Raw genomic sequence first — 25,905 nt, 5'->3', positions numbered from 1 at the left:
GCTGACCTCGGAACTGGACGGTGTGACTGTCACCGGTCGACGCCTCCCATCACGGGGTCGATGGACGCCACGGCGACGATGACATCGGCGACCTGGCCGCCCTCGCACATCGCCGCCATGGACTGCAGATTGGTGAAGGACGGATCACGGAAGTGGACCCGGTACGGACGCGTGCCTCCGTCGGAGACGACATGCGCGCCGAGCTCGCCCTTGGGCGACTCCACGGCGGCGTACGCCTGTCCCGGCGGCACCCGGAAGCCCTCCGTCACCAGCTTGAAGTGATGGATCAGAGCCTCCATGGACGTGCCCATGATGTTCTTGATGTGGTCGAGCGAGTTGCCCAGTCCGTCCGGGCCGAGCGCGAGCTGCGCCGGCCAGGCGATCTTCTTGTCCGCGACCATCACCGGGCCCGGCTCCAGCCGGTCCAGGCACTGTTCGACGATGCGCAGCGACTGGCGCATCTCCTCCAGCCGGATCAGGAAGCGGCCGTACGCGTCGCAGGTGTCGGCGGTCGGGACATCGAATTCGTAGGTCTCGTAGCCGCAGTACGGGTCGGACCTGCGCAGGTCGTGCGGGAGCCCGGCGGAGCGCAGGATCGGTCCGGTGGCGCCCAGCGCCATGCAGCCGGCCAGGTCGAGATAGCCGACGTCCTGCATACGGGCCTTGAAGATGGGATTGCCGGTCGCGAGTTTGTCGTACTCCGGCAGGTTCTTCCGCAGTGTCCTCAGCAGCTCGCGCAGCGCGTCGACGGCGCCCGGAGGCAGATCCTGGGCGAGTCCGCCGGGCCGGATGAACGCGTGGTTCATCCGCAGGCCGGTGATCAGCTCATAGGCGTCGAGAATCAGTTCACGATCGCGGAAGCCGTAGATCATGATCGTCGTCGCGCCCAGTTCCATACCGCCGGTGGCGATGCAGACCAGGTGCGAGGAGAGCCGGTTCAGCTCCATCAGCAGCACGCGCAGGACGGTGGCCCGGTCCGGGATCTGGTCCTCGATACCGAGCAGCTTCTCCACGCCCAGGCAGTACGCCGTCTCGTTGAAGAACGACGTCAGATAGTCCATGCGCGTGACGAAGGTGGTGCCCTGCGTCCAGTTACGGAATTCGAGGTTCTTCTCGATACCGGTGTGCAGATAGCCGATGCCGCAGCGGGCCTCGGTGACGGTCTCGCCCTCGATCTCCAGGATCAGCCGCAGCACTCCGTGGGTGGAGGGATGCTGCGGACCCATGTTGACGACGATCCGCTCGTCGTCCGCCTTGGCGGCGGACTGGACGACCTCGTCCCAGTCTCCGCCGGTGACGGTGTATACGGTGCCCTCGGTCGTCGCACGGGGCGTTGCGTGGGGAGCAGACATCAGGAGTACGACCTCCGCTGGTCCGGAGCCGGGATCTGGGCGCCCTTGTACTCGACGGCGATCCCGCCGAGCGGATAGTCCTTGCGCTGCGGGAAGCCCTGCCAGTCGTCCGGCATCATGATCCGGGTCAGGGCGGGGTGGCCGTCGAAGATCAGGCCGAAGAAGTCGTACGTCTCGCGCTCGTGCCAGTCGTTGGTCGGATAGACCGCGACCAGGGACGGCACATGCGGGTCGGCGTCCGGAGCGGACACCTCCAGCCGGATCAGCCGGCCGTGGGTGAGCGACCGCAGATGGTAGACGGCGTGCAGCTCGCGGCCCTTGTCGCCGGGGAAGTGGACGCCCGACACCCCGGTACAGAGCTCGAAGCGCAGCGCCGGGTCGTCGCGCAGGGTGCGCGCGACCTGGACAAGGTGCTCGCGCGCGATGTGGAAGGTGAGTTCGGCACGGTCGACGACCGTCTTCTCGATGGCGTTGCCGGGGACGAGGCCCTGCTCCTCCAGCGCGCCTTCGAGCTCGTCGGCGATCTCGTCGAAGACTCCGCCGGGGCCGCCGTACGGCCGCGCGGACGCGCCCGGCAGTGTCACCGTCCGTACGAGACCGCCGTAACCGGAGGTGTCTCCGCCGTTGCGGGCGCCGAACATGCCCTTCCGTACGCCGATCACCTCGCCGGTGTCGTCGCGCGGAGTGGGGACGTTGTTCCCGGATCGCTGCTCGTCGCTCACCGCAGCAGCCCCTTCATCTCGATCAACGGGAGCGCCTTCAGGGCCGCTTCCTCCGCCTCACGGGCCGCTTCCTCCGCGTTGACCCCGAGCTTGGTGCCCTGGATCTTCTGGTGGAGCTTGAGAATCGCGTCCATCAGCATTTCGGGCCGCGGCGGACAGCCCGGCAAATAGATATCTACTGGGACAATATGGTCCACACCCTGCACAATCGCGTAATTATTGAACATCCCGCCCGATGATGCGCAAACCCCCATGGAGATCACCCACTTGGGGTTGGGCATCTGGTCATAGACCTGCCGGAGAACAGGCGCCATCTTCTGGCTCACCCGCCCGGCCACGATCATCAGATCGGCCTGCCGCGGCGAACCACGGAAGACCTCCATGCCGAACCGCGCCAGGTCGTACCGCCCGGCGCCGGTCGTCATCATCTCGATGGCGCAGCAGGCGAGGCCGAAGGTGGCGGGGAAGACGGACGACTTCCGCACCCAGCCCGAGGCCTGTTCGACGGTGGTCAGCAGAAAACCGCTCGGCAGCTTCTCTTCGAGTCCCATTGGTGGCCCCTCAGCCCCTTTAGTCCCATTCCAGACCGCCGCGCCGCCACACATACGCGTAGGCGACGAAGACGGTGAGCACGAAGAGCAGCATCTCCACGAGCCCGAAAATCCCCAGGGAGTCAAAGGTGACGGCCCAGGGGTAAAGGAAGACGATCTCGATGTCGAAGACGATGAAGAGCATCGCCGTCAGGTAGTACTTGATCGGGAAACGGCCGCCTCCGGCCGGCGTCGGCGTGGGCTCGATGCCACACTCATACGCTTCAAGTTTTGCCCGGTTGTACCGTTTTGGGCCGATAAGCGTGGCCATGACCACGGAGAAGATCGCAAACCCAGCCCCGAGGGCGCCGAGCACGAGGATGGGTGCGTAGGCATTCACGCCCCTCAGCTCCTTCCAGTCGTCCTTGACCGTTGGACCGCACCGGGCATTCACTTCGCCGCCTCGCCGGAGAACGCGGAAGATCCTTGAAGATCGTCTACATGTGAGGCAGTTCACAAGCCCGACTGCCCCGCATCCTATGCCTGTCGGTCTGTGATCTGCGACACGGGGTACGACACCGCCTTTGTGATCTCCACCACCGCGCGAAGGATCATGAAGCCGGATGAGCGGTGCCCTTCACACGCAAAGCGGCAGCCCGGTCACCATATGTGACATCCAGGCCCATCATCGCTGGTGGAAGGCGTGTGGCCTATCAAGGGATGCACCGTGCAAGCAAATTGGCGGTGGAACGCTTTCGAGTGATAAGGCGACGCCGCTCACCCGCGCGAGCGGCGCGCGAGGAGCGATGTGGACACGTGCACGCGTTCACGAGGTGACCGCGCGGAGCCGTAACCGGCCGGATCCGCACCGTGATCATCCGGCGGTTTCACCCGCGCGGCCGTCCTGGACGGTTTCGCGGCGCCTACGACCTCCGGACTACGACCACCCTGTGACCCTTACCACTCCACCCGATCCACAGGAGAAGCGGGCTTGGCCATGGACGTGAAGGGGTGGTAAGTGGCGGGCAATTCGGACGTTTCCCGGAAAGCCTGTGATCACGACCATGATCACCGATGCCCGATTTGACCGTTACGGCGTCAATAAAGGTCGTCGCTAAGCGGATTCAGATATTCCGAAAGTAACTGTGGCGCAACACACGTCCCTTGACGGCAACCCGGGCACGCCTGATAGCCGTAGTACTCATGTCCCACACCGCTCACATACCCAGCCACCGGAAGCCCCGCCGGAGAGCGTCGAAGGTCGCCTTTCGCGCCGGAGTTGCCGGTGGCGTACTCAGCACCATCGCGGTAGCCGGTGCCGCCGCCCCGGCGAACGCCGAGCCTGTGACCGAGACCATCGAAATGCCTACGCTCACCTCCGGGCTCGCGGGCAGCTTCGAACGGTCCGCCGACGCGACCCAGCAGATCGCGCTCGACATCGAGTCACGTGCCCAGGAAGACGCGGCCGCCACCAAGGCCGCCGAGACCGCCAAGAAGGCCCAGGCCGAGGCGGAGCGCACAGCGAAGGAAAAGAAGAAGAAGGCCGAGGAGGAGGCCCGCGCCAAGGCCGCGTCCGCCGAGCGCGCCTCCCGCTCCGCCGAGCGCACCACGCTCGCCACGGCCTCCAAGAGCACCGGCTCCGGCGACCGCGCCGCCTCGTCGGGCACCTCTCAGGCCACCGGGTCGGCCGCGGCCCTCGTCTCCTTCGTCAAGGCGCAGGTCGGCGACGCCTACGTCATGGGCGGCACAGGCCCCAACGCGTGGGACTGCTCCGGCCTCGTCCAGGCCGCGTACCGCCAGATCGGCATCGACCTTCCCCGGGTCTCCGGCGACCAGTCGACGGCCGGCACCCAGGTCTCGCTGAGCAACCTCCAGCCGGGCGACATCCTCTACTGGGGCGGCGCGGGCAGCGCGTACCACGTGGGTGTCTATGTGGGCGACGGCCAGTTCGTCGGCGCGCAGAACCCCAGCTCCGGTGTGGTCCTGAGGTCTCTGGACTGGGACCAGCCGAGCGGCGCGGTCCGCGTCCTCTGACACAAAAGGCCGCGGTAGCGGTACAACCGATATGACGAAAGCCCGCAACCCGCTCGGGGGGATGCGGGCTTTTGTCGTATTAGTTCACTTTAATGCCTCTTGGATGCCTCTTGCGAAGAAGGTCCGGCCCGCTCGCGGCGCCGGCGCCCGGAGCGCGAAACGGGCCTTCACTCCGGAGCCGAACTGATGCCAACGGCCAGTGGGTAGGAGCCACTTGAACCATCCCGCACCAGCGGGCGCTCTTTCAGCCCAGGAGGCACCACCCATGACGGTAAAAGGCATCGACGTTTCGTCCTACCAGAGCTCGACATTCAGCACGGCCGGCCTCGACTTCGTCTTCGTCAAGGCCACCGAGGGCACGTCGTACATCAACCCGCGCATGACCGCGCAGGCCGCCCGGGCCCGCGGCGCCGGGCTGGTCGTCGGCTTCTACCACTTCCTGCGTCCCGGCAGCATGAAGGCGCAGGCCGCGTACTTCGTCGAGGAGTGCGCCAGCATCGAGGGCGACCCGCTCTTCGCCGACTGGGAGGACGACGAGGTCTCCTGCGCGCAGAAGGACTCGTTCCTCGCCGAGGTGAAGCGGCTGCGCGGCGCCACCCACCGGGTCGGGCTGTACTGCGGCCAGTACTACTGGCTCAACCGCGACACCACCAGTAACGCCGGCGACGCCCTCTGGATCGCGGACTACGTGACCGCGGGAAAGCCCCGCATCAAGGCCGCGTGGAAGTTCCACCAGTACACCGACAGCCCCGTCGACACCAACCTCGGCCGGTTCGACAACCGGACGGCGCTGCGCGACTGGGCCGACGTGGGATAGCGGCGGCTCCCGTCCGGGACCGCCGTCGAGCGGATCCCGTGCGGCGGCGGTGCTCCGGCGCCGCGCCGCCGCCGTCCGGGCGTCAGGCCTTCGGAGCCACCTTGGAGAGGCCGTTGATGATGCGGTCCATGGCGTCGCCACCCGTCGGGTCCGTCAGATTCGCCAGCATCTTCAGCGTGAACTTCATCAGCAGCGGATGCGTCAGACCGCGCTGCGTCGCGATCTTCATGACCTTCGGATTGCCGATCAGCTTCACGAACGCGCGGCCCAGCGTGTAGTAGCCGCCGTAGGTGTCCTTGAGGATCTTCGGATAGTGGTGCAGGGCCAGTTCGCGCTGTGCGGGCGTGGCACGGGCATGCGCCTGGACGATGACATCGGCCGCGATCTGGCCCGACTCCATGGCGTACGCGATGCCCTCGCCGTTGAACGGGTTGACCAGACCGCCCGCGTCACCGACCAGCAGCAGGCCCTTGGTGTAGTGCGGCTGGCGGTTGAACGCCATCGGCAGCGCGGCGCCGCGGATCGGCATCGTCATGTTCTCCGGGGTGTAGCCCCAGTCCTCCGGCATCGACGCGCACCAGGCCTTGAGCACCTCCCGCCAGTCCAGCTCCTTGAAGGAGTCGGAGGTGTTGAGGACACCCAGGCCGACATTGGACGTACCGTCGCCCATGCCGAAGATCCAGCCGTAGCCGGGCAGCAGCCGGTCCTCGCCGGGGCCGCGCCGGTCCCACAGCTCCAGCCAGGACTCCAGATAGTCGTCGTCGTGGCGCGGCGAGGTGAAATACGTACGGACGGCGACACCCATCGGCCGGTCCTCGCGCCGGTGCAGCCCCATCGCGAGCGACAGCCGGGTCGAGTTGCCGTCGGCGGCGACGACCAGCGGCGCGTGAAAGGTGACCGGCGTCTTCTCCTCGCCGAGCTTGGCGTGCACACCGGTGATACGGCCGGTGCGCTCGTCGGTGATCGGCGCCCCGACATTGCACCGCTCGTACAGCCGCGCACCGGCCTTCTGCGCCTGCCTGGCGAGCTGTTCGTCGAAGTCGTCGCGCTTGCGGACCAGTCCGTAGTCCGGGTAACTGGCGAGATCCGGCCAGTCGAGCTGGAGCCGTACACCGCCGCCGATGATCCGCAGGCCCTTGTTGCGCAGCCAGCCGGCCTCTTCCGAGATGTCGATGCCCATCGACACAAGCTGTTTGGTGGCCCGCGGGGTCAGACCGTCACCGCAGACCTTCTCGCGCGGGAACGCCGTCTTCTCCAGCAACAGCACGTCCAGGCCCGCCTTGGCGAGGTAGTACGCGGTCGTGGAGCCCGCCGGGCCGGCCCCGACGACGATCACATCTGCGGTGTTTTCGGAGAGGGGCTCGGTCACAGCGGGTTCTCCCGAAGACTCGAAATTGCGTACCGGACGGCACTCGACGTGTGCAGTCTATGGGTGCGTACTGATCCACCAGTTGAAGGGCTGCCCCCGTGAGCAATATGACCAAGCCGCTCCCCGTGGTCCAGCTCCGTGTCCCCACGGAGGAGGACGCGCTCGCCTGGCACCGGGTGTTCGACGATCCGGAGGTGATGGAGTTCCACGGCGGAGCGGCGGCGGAGATGTCGGTGTACGAAGAGCTGACCGCACGCCAGCGCAGACATGACGCCGTGCACGGCTTCTGCCTCTGGACGATGCTGGACGACCACGGTGAGGTCATCGGCTTCACCGGCGCGCAGCCGTGGCCGCACGAGTCCTACGGGCCGGTCGGCGAGATCGAGATCGGCTGGCGGCTCGGCCGGGCGTACTGGGGCCGCGGTTACGCCACCGCCGCCGCGCGGGCCACTCTGGAGCGGGTGCGCGCGGCGGGCGTCGGCGAGGTCGTGGCGATGGTGAACTCGCGCAACACACGATCGCTGGCGGTGACCCGGCGGCTGGGCATGGAACCGGCGGAGACCTATGTGCCGCCTGGCTCCGGCCAGGAGGCGTACTGCTTCCGGCTGGCGCTCTGAGACTCCGGCCGGAGAACCGCCCGAGCCGCGTGTTCAGACCCGCACGCCGCGGTGCAGCGCCACGATCCCGCCCGTCAGATCGCGCCAGGCCACCTTGGACCAGCCCGCGTCCCGCAGCCGCGCCGCGAGCGCGGGCTGGTCGGGCCAGGCGCGGATCGACTCGGCGAGATAGACGTACGCGTCGGGGTTGGAGGAGACGGCCCGCGCGGCCGGCGGCAGCGCGCGCATCAGATACTCCGTGTAGACGGTCCTGAACGGCGCCCAGGTCGGATGCGAGAACTCGCAGATCACCACGCGTCCGCCGGGCTTCGTCACCCGGTACAGCTCACGCAGCGCGAGATCCGTGTCCTGGACATTGCGCAGCCCGAAGGAGATCGTCACCGCGTCGAAGACCTCGTCGGCGAACGGCAGCCTTGTCGCGTCTCCGGCCGTGAACGGCATCCAGGAGTGCCGCTTCTTGCCCTCCCGCAGCATGCCCAGGGAGAAGTCGCAGGGCACGACATACGCACCGGTGGCGGCGAACGGCAGCGAGGAGGTGGCCGTGCCCGCCGCCAGGTCCAGGATCTTCTCCGCCGGCCGCGCGTGCACGGCCTTGGCGACCTCCCTGCGCCACAGCCTCGCCTGGCCGAGCGACAGCACATCGTTGGTGAGGTCGTACTTCGCCGCCACGTCGTCGAACATCGACGCGACTTCGTGCGGCTGCTTGTCCAGAGTTGCCCGGGTCACTGGCGTCGGCCTCGCTTGTCTAGGGTCCGGTGCGGCGCGGTACGGTCCCGGCGCACCGCATGTCCGTCGCGGTACGCACGCCATTCTCGCAGGCGGCCCCGGAGTCACGCGCGCCGGTGGACCAGCCGGCCGCCGAGGACGGTGGCGACGCAACCGCCCGCCCCGCGCCCGGCCAGCGCCGCGTAGGGATCGCCGGCCGGCTCCACGGCGAACACCGCGAAGTCCGCGTCGAGTCCCTGGCCGGCCAGCACGGCGCCGTGGAACGCCTCCTCGGGCGGCCGTCCCGCGAAGGGATCCAGCGTGGGCCGGCCCGGCGGATCGGTGCGGCGTTCCTCGACGCTCAGCCCGACTCGCGCCACCGCGTCCAGCACGGTGTCCCGCCGCAGATCTCCGGCGACCGCGACCGTCCCGTGTGCCAGCATCCGCTGGAGCCCGCGCCGCGCGCTCGCTCCCCACCGGGTGTCCGTCATCTCCAGCGCGGCGAGCGCCTCGCCGGTGAGCGGCTCGGTTCCCAGTGCGCCGGCCTCACGCGGATCGGGATGGTACGCGCGCTCCAGCAGCTCCGGGCCGTACGGATTGCACAGACCGGGCGTGATGATCCCCGGCCAGCTCCGGACCCGGGCCGCCGGGCTCAGGGCCGCCAGCTTCTCGTAGGGACCGACGGCGGCGACCGTCCGTCCCTCGACCAGCACCGCGCCGCCGGGCACGGGCTCACGCCCGGCTCCCGGCAGCAGCAGTCCGGCCCGGTGAATGGTCAGCACGGCGGAGTCAGTTGGCGCTGAGCAGCTTCAGCTCCGGATGGGCCGTGCCGCCCTCGATGGCCGTCGACGAGATGTGCGAGGCCACGCGGTCGTCGACCGGGTCGTTCGCCGGGTCGTCGTGCACGACGAGGTGCTCGTACGTGGTGGCGCGCTGCGCCGGAACCCGGCCCGCCTTGCGGATCAGATCGATGATCTCCAGCCGGTTGGAGCGGTGCCTGGCTCCGGCCGAGGACACGACGTTCTCCTCCAGCATGATCGAGCCGAGGTCGTCCGCGCCGTAGTGCAGCGACAACTGGCCGACCTCCTTGCCCGTGGTCAGCCAGGAGCCCTGGATGTGCGCGACGTTGTCGAGGAAGATCCGCGCGATCGCGATCATGCGCAGGTACTCGAAGAGCGTGGCCTGCGTCTGGCCCTTCAGATGGTTGTTCTCCGGCTGGTAGGTGTACGGGATGAACGCGCGGAAGCCGCCCGTCCGGTCCTGTACGTCACGGATCATCCGGAGGTGCTCGATGCGCTCGGCGTTGGTCTCGCCCGTGCCCATGAGCATCGTGGAGGTCGACTCGACACCCAGTCCGTGAGCGGTCTCCATGATCTCCAGCCAGCGCTCGCCGGACTCCTTGAGCGGTGCGATCGCCTTGCGCGGCCGCGCGGGCAGCAGCTCGGCGCCGGCGCCCGCGAAGGAGTCGAGTCCGGCGGCGTGAATGCGCCGGATCGCCTCCTCGACGGAGACCTTGGAGATCCGTGCCATGTGCTCCACCTCGGAGGCGCCGAGAGAGTGGATGACAAGCTGCGGAAAAGCCTTCTTGATCGCCGCGAAGTGCTTCTCGTAGTACTCCACGCCGTAGTCCGGGTGGTGTCCGCCCTGGAACATGATCTGCGTACCGCCGAGCTCGACGGTCTCGGCGCAGCGGCGCAGGATGTCGTCGAGGTCGCGGCTCCAGCCCTTGGCGGTGTCCTTGGGCGCGGCGTAGAAGGCGCAGAACTTGCACGCCGTCACACAGACGTTGGTGTAGTTGATGTTCCGCTCGATGATGTACGTCGCGATGTGCTCGGTCCCGGCGTACCGGCGGCGGCGTACGGCGTCGGCAGCGGCGCCGAGCGCGTGCAGCGGCGCCGAGCGGTACAGGTCGAGCGCTTCCTCGGAGGTGATACGGCCACCCGCGGCGGCTCGGTCAAGGACGCCAGTGACATGTTCGGACGTAAGGTCGGCCTTCTCGGTCACCGGTGCGGGTCCTTCCCAAGGGGGCTGTGTGACGACCGATCCAGCCTACGCCAGCGCTCGGACGCCTCCTCCGGTGAGGCGCGCGGCCCGCCGGGAAGCACGGGAAGTCCCGGCGGGCCGGCGCTCCGCTCAGGCCGGGAGCAGCTCCACGCGCACATCGGCCGGGAAGCCGGTGGTCGGTCCGGTCCGGCGCGCGAACTCCGTGACGCCCGCGAGCTGATCGGGACCGAAGCGGAAGTCGAGCGTCGTGAAGTAACGCTCCAGCAGCTCCGCGTCGAAGGACTCCCAGCGCGCCGCCTGCTTGGCGACCTTCGCGACCTCTTCCAGGGAGAGATCGCGGGACGCGAGGAACGCCTCGTGCACCTTCCGTACGACCGCGGGCTCACGCGCCTGATAGTCCTTGCGGGCCGCCCACACCGCGAAGACGAACGGCAGGCCGGTCCACTCCTTCCACATCAGCCCGAGATCGTGGACCTGGAGACCGAGCCGCGGCGCGTCGTGCAGCGAGGCGCGCAGCGCGGCGTCGCCGATCAGGACGGCCGCCTCCGCCTCCTGCATCATCAGGCCGAGGTCCGGCGGGCAGGTGTAGTAGTCCGGCTCCACCTTGTACTGCTCGGTCAGCAGGAGCTGCGCCAGCCGTACCGAGGTACGGGAGGTGGAACCGAGGGCCACCCGGGCGCCGTCGAGCTGGTCCAGCGGGACCTGCGACACGATCACGCAGGACATCACGGGCCCGTCGCAGCCGACCGCGAGATCGGGAAAGGCGACAAGCTCGTCCGCGTTGCGGAGGAATTCGACAAGGGTGATGGGCGCGATATCCAGCTCGCCGCGCACGAGCTGTTCGCTGAGTTTCTCCGGGGTGTCCTTCGTCAGCTCCAGATCGAGCAGGGTTCCGGTCCTGGCGAGCCCCCAATAGAGGGGCAGACAGTTCAGGAACTGGATATGGCCGACACGCGGCCGGCTCCGGCCATGGCCGGTTCTGATCTCCTCGGCGGACCGGGCGATTCCGCCGGCTCCGGCGGAATCGGTCGCCCTCGCCGCTTCTTCCGCCGCTGCCTCTACCGCTTCTGTCGCTGCGTTTTCTACTGGACTGTCCACATCGCGAGGCTAGACCCGCGGCGTACTCGGGGCAGCCCCGGGGGCGCGGTTCGTCAGCACGTCAGGCCCTTATCAAACGTCCGGGTGAAGTGATCTTTCCCTCTACCGCTGCGCACACGCTGCGTGCTAGGCTCGCCGCAAGTTGCAGTTTGGTTTCCCTTGCAGTACAGAGCCTGCGGAGCATGTGACCCGCAGGCTTTTGTAGTTTTCAGACTTCTTTGCAGGTTCTGGAGCAGGGCAACCCTTTGGCCCAAGGAGGGCTTATGGCTACCGGAACCGTCAAGTGGTTCAACGCTGAAAAGGGCTTCGGCTTCATCGCCCAGGACGGCGGCGGCCCGGATGTCTTCGTCCACTACTCCGCGATCAACGCGACCGGCTTCCGCTCCCTTGAGGAGAACCAGGTCGTGAACTTCGACGTCACGCAGGGCCCGAAGGGTCCGCAGGCGGAGAACGTCACCCCGGCCTAGTTGCCCGGTCAGGTGATCGCGAACAACTTGAGTAGCAGTACCCAAGGAGCCCTGCTCCTCCACTCGGGTGGGGAAGCAGGGCTCCTGCCTGTGTGGATCGCCGGCCGCCGGACGGCCCGGCGGGTATGCCTGCCTCATCGCTCGTAGAGCCGTTCGATCTCCGCCGCGAAGTCCTCCGCGATGGCCGATCGCCGCATTTTGAGCGAAGGCGTCAGATGGCCGGCCGCCTCCGTGAAGTCGACGGTCAGCACACGGAACCGGCGGATGGACTCGGCGCGGGAGACGAGCCGGTTGGCCTCGTCTATCGCGCGCTGGAGCGTCCCGCGCAGTTCGTCGTCCTCGACCAGAGCGGCCAGTGGCACGTCCTGCTTCTTCTTCATCCGCCGCCAGTGGGCCAGCCCGTCCGGCTCCAGGGTGACCAGGGCCGCGACGTACGAGCGGTTGTCGCCGACCACCATGCACTGGCTGACCAGCGGATGAGCGCGCAGCCAGTCCTCCAGCGGGGTCGGCATGACGTTCTTGCCGCCCGAGGTGATGATGATGTCCTTCTTCCGGCCGGTGATCGTGAGATAGCCGTCGTCGTCCAGCGCGCCCAGATCTCCCGTCGCGAACCAGCCGTCCTCGGACTTCTGTCCCCATCCCCAGCCGGACATCTCCTCCGAATCCGGCTCCCGTACCGCCTCGCCGCGCTCCGCGTCCCAGTAGCCGGCGAAGAGCTGTCCGCCGCGCAGCAGCACCTCTCCGTCGTCGGCGATCCGTACCGCCGTGCCCGGCAGCGGCCAGCCCACCGTGCCCAGCCGGGGCCTGAGCGGCGGCGTGACGGTCGAGGCCGCCGTGGTCTCGGTCATGCCGTATCCCTCGAAGATCTCGATGCCCGCTCCCGCGTAGAACGCGGCCAGCCGGCGGCCCAGCGGAGAGCCGCCGCAGATCGCGTACTTCACCTTGCCGCCGAGCGCGGCCCGGATACGCCGGTAGACCAGCGGGTCGTACAGCGCGCGGGCGGTCCGCAGACCGAGCGAGGGCCCGGGGCCGGTGCCGTGTTCCGCCGCCTCCACGGCCTCGCCGTACTGCCGGGCGATCCTCGCCGCGCGGTCGAAGGACGAGACACGGCCCATCTTCTCGGCGGTGGCCCGGCCGGTGTTGTAGACCTTCTCCAGGACATACGGGATGGCCAGCAGGAACGTCGGACGGAACCCGGCCAGATCCGCGAGCAGGTCCTCCGTCCTGATGGAGGGAGCGTGTCCGAGCCGTACCCGGGCGCGCAGACAGCCGATCGCGACCATCCGCCCGAAGACATGCGAGAGCGGGAGGAAGAGCAGCGTGGAGACGGGCTCCTCGCTCACCGACCTGAAGGCCGGATGGAGCAGTTCAATGGCGTTGTCCACCTCGGCGAAGAAGTTGGCGTGCGTGATGACGCAGCCTTTGGGACGGCCGGTCGTCCCCGAGGTGTAGATGAGCGTCGCGACGGACTCCGGGCCGAGTCCGGCGCGGCGCGCGGTCACGGCTTCGTCCGGGATGTCCTCGCCCGCCGCGCGCAGGTCCTCGACCGCGCCCGAGTCGAACGTCCAGAGATGAGTGAGACCGGGAAGCTGCTGGCGTTCCTGACCGATCAGCAGCGCCTGCTGCCTGTCCTCCACCACGCAGGCGACCGCGCCCGCGTCCTGCAGGATCCAGCGGGCCTGGAAGGCGGAGGAGGTCGGATAGATCGGCACGGTGACCAGTCCCGCGGCCCAGGCGGCGAAGTCGAGAAGGGTCCACTCATAGGTCGTACGGGACATGATCACGAGCCGGTCGCCGGGCCGCAGCCCCTCCGCCACCAGACCTTTGGCCACGGCACGCACCTCGTCCGCGAAGGCGGCGGCCGAGAGATCCCGCCAGCCGCCGTCCGGTCCCTTGCGGCTGATGACGGCCTCGGCCGGGGCCTCGCGGGCGTTGTCGAAGGGAATGTCGGCGAGCGAGCCGTGTCCCACGGGCGGGACCAGCGGAGGTACGGCCACCTCCCTGACGACCCCGTCCACCCGCACCTTCTCCGGCTCGGCCGGCGATACGGACACGGACTGGTCGTCGGCGGACACGGCGAAGGACACGTGCGGCTCCTCGTCTCAGCGGCTCTGCGCCACTCGTGAATCTATGACCGCGCGGAAAGCAGAACAATGGCCGTCCGCCATCTGCACCTCACCGGCACAGCACCCGGCCGTTTCCTCACCGGAAATCTGGTGTCGCGCCGGCCGGCCGGGCGCGGCCCGCGACCGCGTCACCGCACCGCCGCCGGCGGCCAGCGCTCTCCGGCCAGGAGGTTCCCGAGGCCCGTCCAGGCGAAGTTCATCAGCGTCGCCGCGGCCTCCTTGGCCGAGGCGCCCGGTGTCTCGTTCGCCCATCCGGCGAGTGACTCGGCCGCTCCCACGAGCGCCTGCGCCAGTCCGGCCATGTCCCGGTCGGCCAGGTCCGCCGCGCCGGACCGGTCGACGGCCGCCGGCGTGGCGTGCGCCTCGCGGGCCGCGGCGGCGATCAGTCCGGCCACCAACGCGACCAGTTCGTCCCGCAGCTTCATGACCTCGCCCGCGAACGGCTCACCCTGCGTACGCGCCTGCCGGTTCAGCACCACCCAGCCGTCCGGGTTCTCCGCCGTATGGGCGAAGAACGCCATGAGCCCGGACCAGAGCTGCCGGTCGGCCGGCTGTCCCGGATCCACACCGGCCTCCACCGCCGCGAGCAGCGCCGCCGCCTCCTGCCGTACACAGGCGGTGAACAGCTCCTCCTTCGAGTTCAGATAGAGATACACCAGCGGTTTCGAGACACCCGCCAGCTCCGCTATCTCGTCCATCGAAGCGGCCCGGTATCCGCGCTGTCCGAAGGTCCGCACGGCGGCGGCCATCATCTGCCGCTCCCGTTCCGCCCGCGGCATCCGCTTGGCCTTGCGAACTCCCGCGGTCTCCACGGCACTTACCGCACCCACGTCAGACTTCCTCCCACCCCATGCCCCCGAGCCGGACCAGCCTAGGCCCTGTCACCGGACAGACGGACGGGCCTCCTCCTCCGTGTCCGGAGGAGGAGGCCCGTCCCATCGGCCGAAGCGCCGGGCGGCGGCCGTCAGGCGGCGACCGGGACCTTCACCTTGTGCTCGGCCCTGTCGCTGTCGAAGTCGTCCACCGGCGAGGCCGAGGCCGCGTTGTACGCGTCGTGGTCGAGGATCTTCTCGCGTGCCGCGACGATGACCGGGACCAGCGCCTGGCCCGCGACGTTCGTGGCCGTACGCATCATGTCCAGGATCGGGTCGATCGCCATCAGCAGGCCCACGCCCTCCAGCGGGAGGCCCAGCGTGGAGAGGGTCAGCGTCAGCATGACCGTCGCACCGGTGAGACCGGCGGTGGCGGCCGAGCCGACGACCGAGACGAAGGCGATCAGCAGATAGTCCTGGATGCCGAGCTGCACATCGAAGATCTGCGCGATGAAGATCGCGGCGAGCGCCGGATAGATGGCGGCGCAGCCGTCCATCTTGGTCGTCGCGCCGAACGGCACGGCGAAGGATGTGTACTCCTTCGGGACGCCGAGCCGCTCGGTGACCTTCTGCGTGACCGGCATCGTCCCGACCGAGGAGCGCGAGACGAAGGCGAGCTGGATCGCGGGCCAGGCGCCCTTGTAGAACTGGAGCGGGCTGACCTTGGCGGCCGTCGCCAGCAGCAGCGGATAGACACCGAAGAGGACGATCGCGCAGCCGACGTAGACATCGGCGGTGAACGTCGCGTACTTGCCGATGAGGTCCCAGCCGTAGTCGGCGATGGCGAAGCCGATCAGGCCGATCGTGCCGATCGGAGCCAGCCGGATGACCCACCACAGGGCCTTCTGGAGCAGTTCCAGCACGGCCTCGCTCAGCGCGAGGACCGGCTTGGCCCGGTCGCCGAGCTTGAGCGCGGCGATGCCCGCGACGGCGGCCATGAAGACGATCTGCAGGACATTCAGTTCGGTGAAGGGCGTGATGACGTCGGTCGGCACGATGCCGGTCAGGAAGTCGATCCAGGAGCCGGAGTTGTGCGGCGCCTTGCCGTCCTTCGGAGTGAGACCGGTGCCCGCGCCCGGGTTGGTGATCAGGCCGATCACCAGGCCGATGGCGACCGCGATCAGTGACGTGATCATGAACCAGAGCAGCGTGCGGGAGGCCAGCCGGGCGGCGTTGTTGACCTTGCGCAGATTGGTGATCGACACCAGGATCGCGAAGAAGACCAGCGGCGCGACGGCCAGCTTCAGAAGCTGGACGAAGATTCCGCCGACCTTGTCGAGCGTGGTGTACAGCCAGCCGATGTCCTGGCTGCGGGCGAGCCAGCCGAGCAGGACACCGAGGACCAGACCGGCGACGATCTGGGCCCAGAACGGGACCTTCGGTATGCGGATACCGGCACCGGAGCCGGACGGCTTCTCGGTCGTGGGGGACGCGGAGTTCGCGGACACGAACACACTCCAGACATGACGTATCAGGGAAATACGGGGACAGAGGTGCGGCGCCCGTGTGTCAGGTAAGGCGCCGCTGAATGATGCCGGGTCAGACCGAGCGGCAACAGACCGCGGACATACAGCGGCAGAGATCGACATGCAGACGTGCCACGAGCGGGAAGCTCACGCCGTGGTGGGGGCACGCTGCTGTCTTCATGTCGACACATTAACACTTCAACTTTGAGCACCTCAAAGTCATGCTTTGGGTCTGGTCCACGCCGGAGCGGGCGCGCTCGGCTCACAGGACCGGGCCCGGCATGGAGCCGACCCGGAAACGACAACACCCCGGCACCGGAGGGACGGCTCCGGGCCGGGGTGTCGCGCTGAGGTACTGAGGTGTGCTGAGGTACCGAGGTGTGAGGAAACGTACGCGGCGGCTACTGGGCGGCGCGGTCCTCCCGGGACCGGCTGGCCTCCAGCTTGGCCTTGGCCTCGTCGACCTTGGTGACGATCTGCTCGGACATCTCGTCACGCTGCCTGCGCAGCAGTACGTAGCTGAGCGGCGCCGAGATGACGATGGCGAGCAGCAGCACCCATACGAAGTTGGAGTCGCCGAGGCCCTTGGGCAGCACGCCGAAGTGGACCAGGAGCGCGACGAAGACCAGGCAGCCGATGAAGATACCGATGCGCATCGCGGTGTAACGGATCGTGGCGCTTGGCTTCGCAGCGGTCACAGCGGGCCTTCTCTCTTCCTGGTGTCGTACCGCACCACGCCTCGCGTGGCGCTTCCCCGGGACAGGGCATGTCCGAACAGTGAAGCACGCCCCGTTCAGTACTGGTTCAAGGGGAGCAGCATGGTGATGTCGTCACGGTCGTCACCTGGGGCGACGCGAATCGCGTCGGGCACCCGGCCGACCTCCTTGAAACCGCACGAGGCGTAGAACCTGTCCGCGCCCGTGCCACCGCGGCAGGTGAGTCTGAGGGCCTCGATGCCCTCGATGTCACGGGCCGCCTCCGCGGCCGCGGCCATGAGCTCGCGGCCGTATCCCTTGCCCTGATGCCCGGGATGCACCATCACGGTGTAGACCCAGAGCCAGTGCCGCATCAGCCGGTGGGAGTTGAGCGTGAGGAACGCCGTCGCGGAGACGGCGCCCTCCTCGTCGCGTCCGACCAGCAGCCGGCACCGGCCCTCGGCCATGGCGGTGAGATGTCTGACCAGCTCCGGCCGTATGTCGTCGGCCGTCACCGGCGGTACGAAGCCGACGGCGCCGCCGGCGTTGGAGACATCCGTCCAGAGCTCGACGAGACCGTCGCTCAGGGCGCGGTCCACTCGTGGATCCAGCTCGAATATGAGCGCCACTGCCCCGGCCTCTCAGACTCGCATCGGCTGCGGGGACTCGCGGCGGCCCGCGTCCGGCCCCGGGTACTCGCGGATGATCTCGTAACGGGTGTTGCGCTCGACCGGCCGGAAGCCCGCGTCACGGATGAGGTCGAGCAGATCCTCCCGGCCCAGCTTGTTCGGCGTGCCGTAGTTGTCCGCGTCGTGCGTGATCTTGTACTCCACGACCGAGCCGTCCATGTCGTCCGCGCCGTGCTGGAGCGCGAGTTGCGCGGTCTGGACGCCGTGCATCACCCAGAACACCTTCACATGCGGGACGTTGTCGAAGAGCAGCCGGGAGACGGCGAAGGTCTTCAGCGCCTCCGCGCCCGTGGCCATCGTCGTCCGGGCCTGCAGACGGTTGCGGATCTTGCCGTCCTTCATGTCCACGAAGTCGTGCTGGTAGCGCAGCGGGATGAAGACCTGGAAACCGCCGGTCTCGTCCTGGAGTTCACGCAGCCTCAGCACATGGTCGACGCGGTGGCGCGGCTCCTCGATATGCCCGTACAGCATCGTCGACGGGGTCTTGAGACCCTTCGAGTGCGCGAGCCGGTGGATGCGCGACCAGTCTTCCCAGTGGGTGTTGTGGTCGACGATGTGCTGGCGGATCTCCCAGTCGAAGATCTCGGCGCCGCCGCCGGTCAGTGACTCCAGGCCGGCCTCGATCAGTTCGTCGAGGATGTCGGAGGCCGACAGACCCGAGATCGTCTCGAAGTGATGGATCTCGGTGGCGGTGAACGCCTTCAGGGAGACCTGCGGAAGGGCTTCCTTCAGCGCGCTGAGCGAGCGCGGGTAGTAACGCCACGGCAGTGTCGGATGGAGGCCGTTGACGATGTGCAGCTCGGTGAGGTTCTCGCCCTCCATCGCCTTGGCGAGCCGGACGGCCTCCTCGATGCGCATCGTGTACGCGTCCTTCTCGCCCGGCTTGCGCTGGAACGAGCAGTACGCACAGGACGCGGTGCACACATTGGTCATGTTGAGGTGGCGGTTGACGTTGAAGTGGACCACGTCGCCGTTCTTGCGTGTCCGCACCTCGTGGGCGAGACCGCCGAGCCAGGCCAGATCGTCCGACTCGTAGAGGGCGATGCCGTCTTCACGGCTCAGCCGTTCACCGGCCCGGACCTTCTCCTCCAGCTCGCGCTTGAGCCCCGCGTCCATACCGGCCGCCTCCCATACGTCTACCAATCGGGCCTGTCGAGCCTACGCTCCCCCGCCCGCCGGAACGGACACGGCCCTCCGCCCGCGCCAACGGCCCGCCGCCGGGCTCATTCCTCGGGCAGTTCGCCGACCCTGTTCTCCCACTTGGTGGAGAGCACGATGGTGGTGCGCGTCCGGGACACGCCCTTCGTACCGCTCAGCCGGCCGATCGTCTTCTCCAGGCCGTCCACGTCGCTCGCCCGCACCTTGAGCATGTACGAGTCGTCGCCCGCGATGAACCAGCAGTCCTCGATCTCTCCGAGGTCGCGCATCCGGCGGGCCACGTCCTCGTGGTCGGCGGCGTCCGACAGGGAGATACCGATCAGCGCGGTGACACCGAGGCCGAGCGAGGCCGAGTCGACCGTCGCGCGGTAGCCCGTGATGACGCCCGCCGCTTCGAGACGGTTGATGCGATCGGTGACGCTGGGCCCGGAGAGCCCGACGAGCCGGCCGAGTTCGGCGTACGAGGCCCTGCCGTTCTCTCTGAGGGCCTGGATGAGCTGCCTATCCACGGCGTCCATATGCCTGAAGCCTTCCATTGTTCAGCGATCTCGCAAGATTAGGTGTAGAATCTAAGGCATGCAAGGCAGAAGCCCTGCGAATCTTTCGAACGATCAACGATAATTCTTCACACTGTCAGGAGTGAGTCTCACCGTGTACACGATCGAGATGGCCTACGCCCATATGCGTGCGCTCCAGGAGCTGGCCAACCGCTCGCGTGCCCACCAGCCGGCCGCCGCGCAGCGCGTCGACAAGGCCAACCGCTCCCCGCACCGCACCAGGAAGCACTGACCGGCGGGCCGGCGGGTCCCGGCCCGACCGCCCTTCATTCCGTCACCTCGCGGGCCCGCGCGCGGCACCGGGCCCGTCCGCGTCACCGCGAGAGCCACCACCGAGCTCTCCCTCCCAACGGCGGTACAGCCGGTGCGGCACTCCCGCCGCGTCGAGCACCCGCCCGGCGACGAAGTCCACCAGATCCTGGATGTGCGTCGCCCCCGCGTAGAACGCCGGAGAGGCGGGCAGCACCACGGCGCCCGCCTCGTCCAGCGTCACCAGGTGCTTGAGCGTCTGGCCGTTCAGCGGTGTCTCCCGCACCGCGACCACGAGCGTGCGCCGCTCCTTGAGCGTCACGCTCGCGGCGCGCTGGAGCAGATCCTTCGACAGACCGAGCGCCACTCCGGCCACACAGGCGGTGGACGCGGGCACGATCAGCATTCCCTTGACCGGATACGACCCGGAGGACGGTCCCGCGGCCAGATCGCCGGCGCTCCAGTGCCGTACGTCCGCCGCCTCCGGCGAGCCGCTCGACGCGTCCGGCGCGGGATCCGGCGGCAGATCCGGTACGAAGGCGTCCGGTTTGCCGTCCGCGCCGCGCGCCAGCCAGCTCCGCAGATCGTCCCGCCAGTACGCGTCCCGGAAGGCGATTCCCGTCTCGTCGAGCAGGGTCAGCCGCGACGCCCGGCTCACCACGAGATCGACGCTCTCACCCGCGTCCAGCAGCCCGCGCAGTACGGCCGCCGCGTACGGCGTGCCGGACGCTCCGGAGACACCGACGACCCAGGGCCGCCGCGGCTGTCGCGGGCTGTGCTGGTCTGCGTACTGTCCGGGCTTCACGGATCCGAGCCTATCCGGCGGTCCCTGACCGGAACCGAGTACCGTGCCCGGGACGTTTCCCGGAGGGACATACGCGAACGACGGCGTCCGCCGGACACGTCGCGCGTCGCCGTCCGCCCGCACCGTCAGCCATCTCCGCACACCGCGCGTTCTGTCCTGGACAGCCGTGGGCCTCAGGGGGCCGCAATGCCGCATCCGACCACCGACAACACCGCATGGAGCCGGGCCGGCCGGGTGAAGGCGGCCGCGGCCGTGATGACCGGCTGGGTCGCGCTGCTCTGGACGCTGGAGGCGGTGGACGCCGCGACCGGAGCGCTCGACACCTACGGTCTCAGCCCGCGCCGCTTCGGCGAGCTGCGCGATGTGATCCCGATGGCCTTCCTGCACCACGGCTTCGGACATCTCGCCTCCAACACCGTGCCGCTGCTCGTCCTCGGATTCCTCGCCGCGCTGAGCGGCCTCCGCCGCTTCGCCGCCGTGGTCCTCACGATCATGGTGGTCGGCGGGCTCGGCGTCTGGCTCACCGCCGCCGACAACTCGATAACGGCGGGCGCCTCCGGCGTGGTCTTCGGCCTGCTGGGCTATCTGCTGGTCCGTGGCTTCGTCGACCGGAGCGCCGTGGACATCGTGGTCGGCCTGGTGGTTCTCGCGGTGTACGGCTCGGCGCTGTGGGGAGTGCTGCCGACCAATCCGGCCGTGAGCTGGCAGGGCCATCTGTTCGGACTGATCGGCGGAATACTGGCGGCGTTCATGTTCCGCAGAAGGCGGCCGGCCGCGACCGCACCGGGACGCTGAGCGCCGGCCCAGGAGGATCAGCCGGTCAGACCGTCAGACCGCGCGCCAGCAGATCCAGCAGCGCGCAGACGAACAGCGCGATCCCGATGAAGCCGTTGACGCTGAAGAAGGCCCTGTTCAGCCGCGAGAGATCGTGCGGCTTGACGATGGTGTGCTCGTAGAGGAAGGCCGCCACGACGATCACCAGGCCGGCCCAGAAGGCCACTCCGACGCCGGTGGCCAACGCGTACCAGACCAGCAGCAGCGTGGTCACGGCATGGGCCGCGCGCGCGCCGTACAGCGCGGCCGGGATGCCGAAGCGGGCCGGTACGGAGAGCACACCGTGCGCGCGGTCCGCCTGGACGTCCTGACAGGCGAAGATCAGATCGAAGCCGCCGATCCAGATCCCGACGGCGAGGCCCAGGATCACCGCGTCCCAGGACCACTGCCCGGTGATCGCGATCCAGGCCCCGACCGGGCCTATGGCCTGAGCGAGCCCCAGAATCACATGCGGGAAGTTCGTGAATCTCTTCCCGTACGGATAGACGACCATCGGAATGACCGCGATGGGCGCGAGGGCGAGGCAGAGCGGGTTCAGCGCGGCGGCGGCGGCGAGGAAGATCACGACGGCGACCAGCGCGCCGGTCCACGCGGACCGCACCGACACCGCGCCCGTCACCAGCTCGCGGCCCGCCGTCCGCGGGTTACGGGCGTCGATCTCGCGGTCGATGATCCGGTTGCAGGCCATCGCGAACGTACGCAGCCCGATCATGGCGAGCGTGACCAGCAGCAGCCGGCCCCAGTGGATGTTCCCGTCGAGCTGGAACATCGCGGTCAGCGCGGCGATATAGGCGAACGGCAGCGCGAAGACCGAGTGCTCGATCATCACCAGCCGCAGAAACGCCGGTACACCTCCGCCATGGCGCGGAGCGGGCACCTTCGCGCTGCCCTCGCCCAGAATGGCCTCGCCGGTCACAGCCCGTACTCCTTCCAACGCTTCGTCACCCGGTCGGAGATCTCCGGGTCGGACTCGACCATCTCCGGCCAGCCGCCGTCCCGGGTGTATCCCTCCTCGGGCAGCTTCCTCGTCGCGTCGATCCCCGCCTTGCCGCCCCAGAACTGCTGGTAGGACGCGTGGTCGAGATGGTCGACCGGACCCTCGACGACGGTGAGATCGCGCGCGTAGTCGGTGTTGCCCAGCGCCCGCCAGGCCACCTCGTGCAGATCGTGCACATCGCAGTCCGCGTCGACGACCACGATCAGCTTGGTCAGCGACATCATGTGCGCGCCCCAGACGGCGTGCATCACCTTCTGCGCGTGCTTCGGGTACTTCTTGTCGATCGAGACGATCGCACAGTTGTGGAAGCCGCCCGACTCCGGGAGGTGGTAGTCGACGATGTCCGGCACGATGATCTTGAGCAGCGGCAGGAAGAACCGTTCCGTCGCCCGTCCCAGCGGGCCGTCCTCCGTCGGCGGCCGGCCCACCACGATCGACTGGAGCAACGGCCGCTTCCGCATCGTCACACAGTCGATGGTGAGCGCCGGGAACGGCTCCTGCGGCGTGTAGAAGCCGGTGTGGTCACCGAACGGGCCCTCCGGCAGCGTCTTCCCGGGCTCCAGCCAGCCCTCGATGACGACTTCGGCGTTGGCCGGCACCTGGAGCGGCACGGTCTTGCAGTCGACCATCTCGATCCGCCGGCCCTGCACGAAGCCCGCGAAGAGGTACTCGTCGATGTCGCCGGGCAGCGGCGCCGTGGAGGCGTAGGTCACGGCCGGCGGGCAGCCGAACGCGATCGCCACGGGCAGCCGTTCGCCGCGCCTGGCCGCCACCTGGTAGTGGTTGCGGCTGTCCTTGTGGATCTGCCAGTGCATTCCGATGGTGCGCCGGTCATGGCGCTGGAGCCGGTAGAGCCCGAGATTGCGGACGCCGGTCTCCGGATGCCTGGTGTGCGTCAGACCGAGATTGAAGAAGGAGCCGCCGTCCCGCGGCCAGGTGAACAGCGCGGGAAGCTGGTCCAGATCCACGTCGTCACCGGTGAGGACGACTTCCTGGACCGGTGCGTCCTTGACCTTCTTCGGCGGCACATGCGTCATCGCGCCGAGCTTTCCGAATGCCTCGCGCACGCCGATGAAGCCCTGCGGCAGTTCCGGCTTGAGCAGGCCGCCGATCCGCTCGCTGATTTCGGCGTACGACGTGAGGCCGAGCGCCTTGAGCAGCCGCCGGTCGGTGCCGTACACATTCATGGCCAGAGGCATCGAGGAACCGCGGACGTTCTCGAAAAGCAGCGCGGGCCCGCCGGCCTTGTTCACCCGGTCGACGATCTCTCCGACCTCCAGATACGGGTCGACTTCGGCCTTGATGCGCTTGAGGTCACCCTCGCGCTCCAGTGCCCGGAGCAGCGAGCGGAGATCGTCGTAAGCCATGCGGTCCAGTGTGACATCCTCCCCGGCGCACTCTGCCGGGGCTTCCCTGATCAGCCCTCGGACGAGCGGGCCGGGCACGGGCCGCCGGGTCGCGGGCAGCTACTCGCCGTGGACGGAGGCTGATTGACTTCGGACACGTCCGAGCGGCCACTCGCTACTCTGGAACGGTCCGGGGACCGCCGATCCGGTCCCGAACTCCATACGCAGAGGGAGCTCCATGCTTCGGGTGCTGATGATTCTGGTGCCGTTGGCTCTCAGCATCTATGCGTTCATCGACTGCATCACCACCGACGAGAAAGACATCCGCTATCTCCCGAAGCCGGTCTGGGCGATTCTGGTGCTTCTCTTTCCGCTGGTCGGTTCCATCTCCTGGCTGATCGTGGGACGGGACCGTACGGCCGGCCGCGCGGCGGCGGGCCGTCGTGGTGGCTGGGTCGCGCCGGACGACAATCCGGACTTCCTCAACTCCCTCAAGGACGACCGGGACCGCGCGGACGGACGGAGCGAGCCACCGGCCGCCGCTCCGGTGGAAGCTCCTGCCGCTTCGCCGCTGGACGAGAAGGAGGCGGCGGCCCATCTGGAGCAGTGGGAAGCGGATCTGCGCCGTCGCGAGGAGGAGATCGAGCGCCGCGAGAAGGGCGGCGGCAGCGCGGAGGACACACCGCCGAAGTCCTGACCCGGTCAGGAGCGCTCGTCCGGCCGCCGGTGCGTCGCGGTGTCCACGGTGGAGGCGTGCCCGGTCTCGCCGGGGCGCCCGGAGAATCGATGAGGCATGGACCATGGAACGGCGACAAGCGCGGGAATGGCTGGCGACCGCCGTCGCCGAGGCACGGGCCGGGCTGGCCGAGGGCGGCGTTCCGATCGGCGCGGCGCTGTACGGCGCGGACGGGACACTGCTCGGCCGGGGTCACAACCGCCGTGTCCAGGACGGTGATCCGTCCCTGCACGCCGAGACGGCCGCCTTCCGCGCGGCCGGCCGGCAGCGCTCGTACCGCGGTACGACGATGGTGACGACGCTCTCACCGTGCTGGTACTGCAGCGGACTGGTCCGGCAGTTCGGGATCTCCCGGGTGCTGATCGGCGAGGCGGAGACCTTCCACGGCGGACACGACTGGCTGGCGGAGCACGGGGTCGAGATCGTCGTGCTCGACGATCCCGGATGCGCCGCGCTGATGCGGGCCTTCGTCAGCGACCGTCCGGATCTGTGGAACGAGGACATCGGCGCCGGCGGCGGCCCCGGCTGACCTTCCTCGGGCGCACAGAGAAACGCCCCGCGCGGGGTCGGTCCCGCGCGGGGCGCTCCGATGTACCGTCCGCCGGTCAGACGCCCGCGTACGAGTGCTTGCCGGTGACGAAGATGTTCACGCCGTAGTAGTTGAACAGCCAGCAGCCGAAGGCGATCAGGGCCAGATAGGCGGCCTTGCGGCCCTTCCAGCCGGCGGTGGCGCGGGCGTGCAGATAACTGGCGTACGCGACCCAGGTGATGAAGGACCAGACCTCCTTGGGGTCCCAGCCCCAGTAGCGGCCCCAGGCGTCGCCGGCCCAGATCGCGCCCGCGATGATCGTGAAGGTCCAGAGCGGGAAGACGGCGGCGTTGACGCGGTACGCGAACTTGTCGAGCGTCGCGGACGCCGGGAGCCGCTCCATGACGGAGGTGGCGAAGGAGCCCGGTGTGCCGCCCTCGGCCAGCTTGGACTCGTACCGCTCACGGAAGAGGTAGAGCAGCGTGGCGACCGCGCCCACGTAGAAGACCGCGCCGCAGAAGATCGCGGTGGAGACATGGATCCACAGCCAGTACGAGTGAAGGGCGGGAACCAACTGGTCGCTGTCGGTGTACAAGACGGTGACAGCGAGCCCGAGATCGAGGAGGACCGTGGTGACGAGCGGCAGTCCGATCCAGCGGACATTCTTCTTCAGCGCGAGCAGCGTGAGATACACGGCCACGGCCACGGTGGAGAAGGTGATGTTGAATTCGTACATGTTGCCCCAGGGGGCCCGCTGTACGGAGAGCGCGCGGGCGACCACACCGGCCGCCTCGATGACAAAGGCGAGGACGGTGAGGGAGACGGCCATGCGGCCGTACAGATCGCCCTTGGCGTCGCCGCCGTGCGCGCCGGGACCGTCCGGGACATCCCGGGCGCCGGCGGCGGAGCGGGTGATGATCCTCGGCCGCTCCAGGACGGCCGTGGCGCCGCCCTTCCGGGCGACCTGGACCTTGACCGAGCCGCCGGTGGACGCGCCGGCGTCGCCGGTGAGCGCGGCGGCGGTGCGGGCGACCTTGCTCCGGCTGCCCAGCAGCCACTCCGCGATATGGGCGAAGAAGGCGAGCGTGTAGACGGCCATGGACGAATAGATCAGCACGTTGCTGGTGTTCG

General features: G+C 68.6%; 28 protein-coding genes. 8 read left to right on the top strand and 20 right to left on the bottom strand.

Annotated features, from left to right (window positions below; all coding sequences use genetic code 11):
* Positions 1-29: 29 nt before the first annotated feature.
* Genes PV679_RS11085 through PV679_RS11070 form a run of 4 tightly spaced genes read right to left on the bottom strand, consistent with a single transcriptional unit; the run spans position 30 to position 3,004 of the window.
* Positions 30-1,352, bottom strand: coding sequence for an NADH-quinone oxidoreductase subunit D (locus PV679_RS11085; RefSeq protein ID WP_319679954.1), 1,323 nt, complete (start codon positions 1,350-1,352; stop codon positions 30-32).
* Positions 1,352-2,074, bottom strand: a complete 723-nt coding sequence (locus PV679_RS11080) for an NADH-quinone oxidoreductase subunit C (protein ID WP_319679953.1) — start codon at positions 2,072-2,074, stop codon at positions 1,352-1,354. Before PV679_RS11080 ends, PV679_RS11085 begins: the two co-directional genes overlap by 1 nt.
* A complete protein-coding gene (locus PV679_RS11075) occupies positions 2,071-2,625 on the bottom strand; it encodes a NuoB/complex I 20 kDa subunit family protein (RefSeq protein WP_319679952.1) in 555 nt (184 codons plus the stop codon). Before PV679_RS11075 ends, PV679_RS11080 begins: the two co-directional genes overlap by 4 nt.
* 19 nt (positions 2,626-2,644) lie before the next feature.
* Positions 2,645-3,004: an NADH-quinone oxidoreductase subunit A gene (locus tag PV679_RS11070; RefSeq protein WP_030379754.1), complete on the bottom strand. Its 360-nt coding sequence runs from the start codon at positions 3,002-3,004 to the stop codon at positions 2,645-2,647.
* Positions 3,005-3,807: 803 nt separating this feature from the next.
* Between PV679_RS11070 and PV679_RS11065 the strand changes: the two genes are divergently transcribed.
* Together PV679_RS11065 and PV679_RS11060 are read left to right on the top strand one after the other, a co-directional pair.
* Positions 3,808-4,638 carry a C40 family peptidase gene (locus PV679_RS11065; protein ID WP_319679951.1) on the top strand — a complete coding sequence of 277 codons (831 nt, stop codon included), beginning with the start codon at positions 3,808-3,810 and terminating at the stop codon, positions 4,636-4,638.
* 265 nt (positions 4,639-4,903) lie between these two features.
* Positions 4,904-5,455: a glycoside hydrolase family 25 protein gene (locus PV679_RS11060; protein WP_319679950.1), complete on the top strand. Its 552-nt coding sequence runs from the start codon at positions 4,904-4,906 to the stop codon at positions 5,453-5,455.
* Between the two features lie 82 nt (positions 5,456-5,537).
* On the opposite strand, the gene PV679_RS11055 is transcribed toward PV679_RS11060, so the two are convergent.
* Positions 5,538-6,824, bottom strand: a complete 1,287-nt coding sequence (locus PV679_RS11055) for a geranylgeranyl reductase family protein (protein WP_319679949.1) — start codon at positions 6,822-6,824, stop codon at positions 5,538-5,540.
* A gap of 107 nt (positions 6,825-6,931) precedes the next feature.
* Here PV679_RS11055 and PV679_RS11050 point away from each other — a divergent pair, with 107 nt between their 5' ends.
* Positions 6,932-7,441, top strand: a complete 510-nt coding sequence (locus PV679_RS11050) for a GNAT family N-acetyltransferase (RefSeq protein WP_319680062.1) — start codon at positions 6,932-6,934, stop codon at positions 7,439-7,441.
* Between the two features lie 33 nt (positions 7,442-7,474).
* Here the strand turns inward: PV679_RS11050 and PV679_RS11045 are convergent, their stop codons facing one another.
* The 4 genes from PV679_RS11045 to PV679_RS11030 form a co-directional block, all read right to left on the bottom strand.
* The gene (locus tag PV679_RS11045) at positions 7,475-8,167 is read right to left on the bottom strand and encodes a demethylmenaquinone methyltransferase (RefSeq protein WP_319679948.1); all 693 of its coding nucleotides are present in this window, start codon (positions 8,165-8,167) and stop codon (positions 7,475-7,477) included.
* Between the two features lie 104 nt (positions 8,168-8,271).
* Positions 8,272-8,928, bottom strand: coding sequence for an imidazolonepropionase-like domain-containing protein (locus PV679_RS11040; protein ID WP_319679947.1), 657 nt, complete (start codon positions 8,926-8,928; stop codon positions 8,272-8,274).
* A 7-nt stretch (positions 8,929-8,935) separates the two neighbouring features.
* Positions 8,936-10,150: a cyclic dehypoxanthinyl futalosine synthase gene (mqnC, locus tag PV679_RS11035; RefSeq protein ID WP_319679946.1), complete on the bottom strand. Its 1,215-nt coding sequence runs from the start codon at positions 10,148-10,150 to the stop codon at positions 8,936-8,938.
* Positions 10,151-10,279: 129 nt separating this feature from the next.
* On the bottom strand, positions 10,280-11,155 hold the full coding sequence (locus tag PV679_RS11030; RefSeq protein ID WP_319680061.1) for a menaquinone biosynthesis protein: 876 nt from the start codon (positions 11,153-11,155) through the stop codon (positions 10,280-10,282).
* A 356-nt stretch (positions 11,156-11,511) separates the two neighbouring features.
* Here PV679_RS11030 and PV679_RS11025 point away from each other — a divergent pair, with 356 nt between their 5' ends.
* Positions 11,512-11,715, top strand: coding sequence for a cold-shock protein (locus PV679_RS11025; RefSeq protein WP_017948713.1), 204 nt, complete (start codon positions 11,512-11,514; stop codon positions 11,713-11,715).
* 134 nt (positions 11,716-11,849) lie between these two features.
* Here PV679_RS11025 and PV679_RS11020 read toward each other — a convergent pair whose 3' ends face one another.
* From PV679_RS11020 to PV679_RS10990, 7 genes are all read right to left on the bottom strand, one after another.
* Positions 11,850-13,802, bottom strand: coding sequence for an AMP-dependent synthetase/ligase (locus PV679_RS11020; protein ID WP_416069693.1), 1,953 nt, complete (start codon positions 13,800-13,802; stop codon positions 11,850-11,852).
* A 167-nt stretch (positions 13,803-13,969) separates the two neighbouring features.
* Positions 13,970-14,620 (bottom strand): helix-turn-helix domain-containing protein, encoded by a 651-nt coding sequence (locus PV679_RS11015; protein ID WP_319680059.1) that lies wholly within the window; start codon positions 14,618-14,620, stop codon positions 13,970-13,972.
* A 185-nt stretch (positions 14,621-14,805) separates the two neighbouring features.
* Positions 14,806-16,161: a dicarboxylate/amino acid:cation symporter gene (locus tag PV679_RS11010; protein WP_319679945.1), complete on the bottom strand. Its 1,356-nt coding sequence runs from the start codon at positions 16,159-16,161 to the stop codon at positions 14,806-14,808.
* Between the two features lie 419 nt (positions 16,162-16,580).
* Positions 16,581-16,877, bottom strand: a complete 297-nt coding sequence (locus PV679_RS11005) for a DUF4229 domain-containing protein (RefSeq protein WP_319679944.1) — start codon at positions 16,875-16,877, stop codon at positions 16,581-16,583.
* Positions 16,878-16,972: 95 nt separating this feature from the next.
* Entirely contained in the window at positions 16,973-17,503 is a 531-nt protein-coding gene (locus tag PV679_RS11000; RefSeq protein ID WP_319679943.1) for a GNAT family N-acetyltransferase, read from the bottom strand.
* A gap of 12 nt (positions 17,504-17,515) precedes the next feature.
* Positions 17,516-18,679, bottom strand: a complete 1,164-nt coding sequence (gene mqnE / locus PV679_RS10995) for an aminofutalosine synthase MqnE (protein ID WP_319679942.1) — start codon at positions 18,677-18,679, stop codon at positions 17,516-17,518.
* Between the two features lie 107 nt (positions 18,680-18,786).
* Positions 18,787-19,239: an Lrp/AsnC family transcriptional regulator gene (locus PV679_RS10990; protein ID WP_319679941.1), complete on the bottom strand. Its 453-nt coding sequence runs from the start codon at positions 19,237-19,239 to the stop codon at positions 18,787-18,789.
* Between the two features lie 121 nt (positions 19,240-19,360).
* Here PV679_RS10990 and PV679_RS10985 point away from each other — a divergent pair, with 121 nt between their 5' ends.
* Positions 19,361-19,510, top strand: a complete 150-nt coding sequence (locus PV679_RS10985) for a hypothetical protein (protein ID WP_319679940.1) — start codon at positions 19,361-19,363, stop codon at positions 19,508-19,510.
* A gap of 42 nt (positions 19,511-19,552) precedes the next feature.
* On the opposite strand, the gene PV679_RS10980 is transcribed toward PV679_RS10985, so the two are convergent.
* Entirely contained in the window at positions 19,553-20,332 is a 780-nt protein-coding gene (locus PV679_RS10980) for a UbiX family flavin prenyltransferase (protein WP_319679939.1), read from the bottom strand.
* 186 nt (positions 20,333-20,518) lie between these two features.
* Here PV679_RS10980 and PV679_RS10975 point away from each other — a divergent pair, with 186 nt between their 5' ends.
* Positions 20,519-21,127, top strand: a complete 609-nt coding sequence (locus tag PV679_RS10975) for a rhomboid family intramembrane serine protease (protein ID WP_416069692.1) — start codon at positions 20,519-20,521, stop codon at positions 21,125-21,127.
* Between the two features lie 25 nt (positions 21,128-21,152).
* Here the strand turns inward: PV679_RS10975 and mqnP are convergent, their stop codons facing one another.
* Positions 21,153-22,082: a menaquinone biosynthesis prenyltransferase MqnP gene (mqnP, locus tag PV679_RS10970; RefSeq protein ID WP_416069691.1), complete on the bottom strand. Its 930-nt coding sequence runs from the start codon at positions 22,080-22,082 to the stop codon at positions 21,153-21,155.
* Positions 22,079-23,530: a menaquinone biosynthesis decarboxylase gene (locus PV679_RS10965; RefSeq protein WP_319679938.1), complete on the bottom strand. Its 1,452-nt coding sequence runs from the start codon at positions 23,528-23,530 to the stop codon at positions 22,079-22,081. The genes mqnP and PV679_RS10965 overlap by 4 nt, the downstream gene beginning before the upstream one ends.
* A 217-nt stretch (positions 23,531-23,747) precedes the next feature.
* Here PV679_RS10965 and PV679_RS10960 point away from each other — a divergent pair, with 217 nt between their 5' ends.
* Positions 23,748-24,206, top strand: coding sequence for a PLD nuclease N-terminal domain-containing protein (locus PV679_RS10960; RefSeq protein WP_319679937.1), 459 nt, complete (start codon positions 23,748-23,750; stop codon positions 24,204-24,206).
* A gap of 103 nt (positions 24,207-24,309) precedes the next feature.
* A complete protein-coding gene (locus tag PV679_RS10955) occupies positions 24,310-24,774 on the top strand; it encodes a nucleoside deaminase (RefSeq protein ID WP_319679936.1) in 465 nt (154 codons plus the stop codon).
* 76 nt (positions 24,775-24,850) lie between these two features.
* On the opposite strand, the gene ccsB is transcribed toward PV679_RS10955, so the two are convergent.
* Complete coding sequence (gene ccsB / locus PV679_RS10950; protein ID WP_416069696.1) at positions 24,851-25,873, bottom strand: c-type cytochrome biogenesis protein CcsB; 1,023 nt, start codon at positions 25,871-25,873, stop codon at positions 24,851-24,853.
* Positions 25,874-25,905: the final 32 nt, after the last annotated feature.

The sequence above is a fragment of the Streptomyces sp. AK02-01A genome, from assembly GCF_033795305.1.
Taxonomy (GTDB): Bacteria; Actinomycetota; Actinomycetes; order Streptomycetales; family Streptomycetaceae; genus Streptomyces.
The sequence above is the reverse complement of the archived record's forward strand: the minus strand, read 5'-3'. Positions and strand labels throughout refer to the sequence as shown.

Excerpts from the sequence above, each read along its gene's own strand:
- PV679_RS11050 (WP_319680062.1), top strand. The coding sequence starts at position 6,932 with ATGACCAAGCCGCTCCCCGTGGTCCAGCTCCGTGTCCCCACGGAGGAG.
- PV679_RS11060 (WP_319679950.1), top strand. The coding sequence starts at position 4,904 with ATGACGGTAAAAGGCATCGACGTTTCGTCCTACCAGAGCTCGACATTC.
- PV679_RS10955 (WP_319679936.1), top strand. The coding sequence starts at position 24,310 with ATGGAACGGCGACAAGCGCGGGAATGGCTGGCGACCGCCGTCGCCGAG.
- ccsB (WP_416069696.1), bottom strand. The coding sequence starts at position 25,873 with ATGGCCGTCTACACGCTCGCCTTCTTCGCCCATATCGCGGAGTGGCTG.
- PV679_RS10990 (WP_319679941.1), bottom strand. The coding sequence starts at position 19,239 with ATGGACGCCGTGGATAGGCAGCTCATCCAGGCCCTCAGAGAGAACGGC.
- PV679_RS11025 (WP_017948713.1), top strand. The coding sequence starts at position 11,512 with ATGGCTACCGGAACCGTCAAGTGGTTCAACGCTGAAAAGGGCTTCGGC.
- PV679_RS11065 (WP_319679951.1), top strand. The coding sequence starts at position 3,808 with ATGTCCCACACCGCTCACATACCCAGCCACCGGAAGCCCCGCCGGAGA.
- PV679_RS11015 (WP_319680059.1), bottom strand. The coding sequence starts at position 14,620 with ATGCCGCGGGCGGAACGGGAGCGGCAGATGATGGCCGCCGCCGTGCGG.
- PV679_RS11075 (WP_319679952.1), bottom strand. The coding sequence starts at position 2,625 with ATGGGACTCGAAGAGAAGCTGCCGAGCGGTTTTCTGCTGACCACCGTC.
- PV679_RS10975 (WP_416069692.1), top strand. The coding sequence starts at position 20,519 with ATGCCGCATCCGACCACCGACAACACCGCATGGAGCCGGGCCGGCCGG.
- PV679_RS11085 (WP_319679954.1), bottom strand. The coding sequence starts at position 1,352 with ATGTCTGCTCCCCACGCAACGCCCCGTGCGACGACCGAGGGCACCGTA.
- PV679_RS10960 (WP_319679937.1), top strand. The coding sequence starts at position 23,748 with ATGCTTCGGGTGCTGATGATTCTGGTGCCGTTGGCTCTCAGCATCTAT.
- PV679_RS10965 (WP_319679938.1), bottom strand. The coding sequence starts at position 23,530 with ATGGCTTACGACGATCTCCGCTCGCTGCTCCGGGCACTGGAGCGCGAG.
- mqnE (WP_319679942.1), bottom strand. The coding sequence starts at position 18,679 with ATGGACGCGGGGCTCAAGCGCGAGCTGGAGGAGAAGGTCCGGGCCGGT.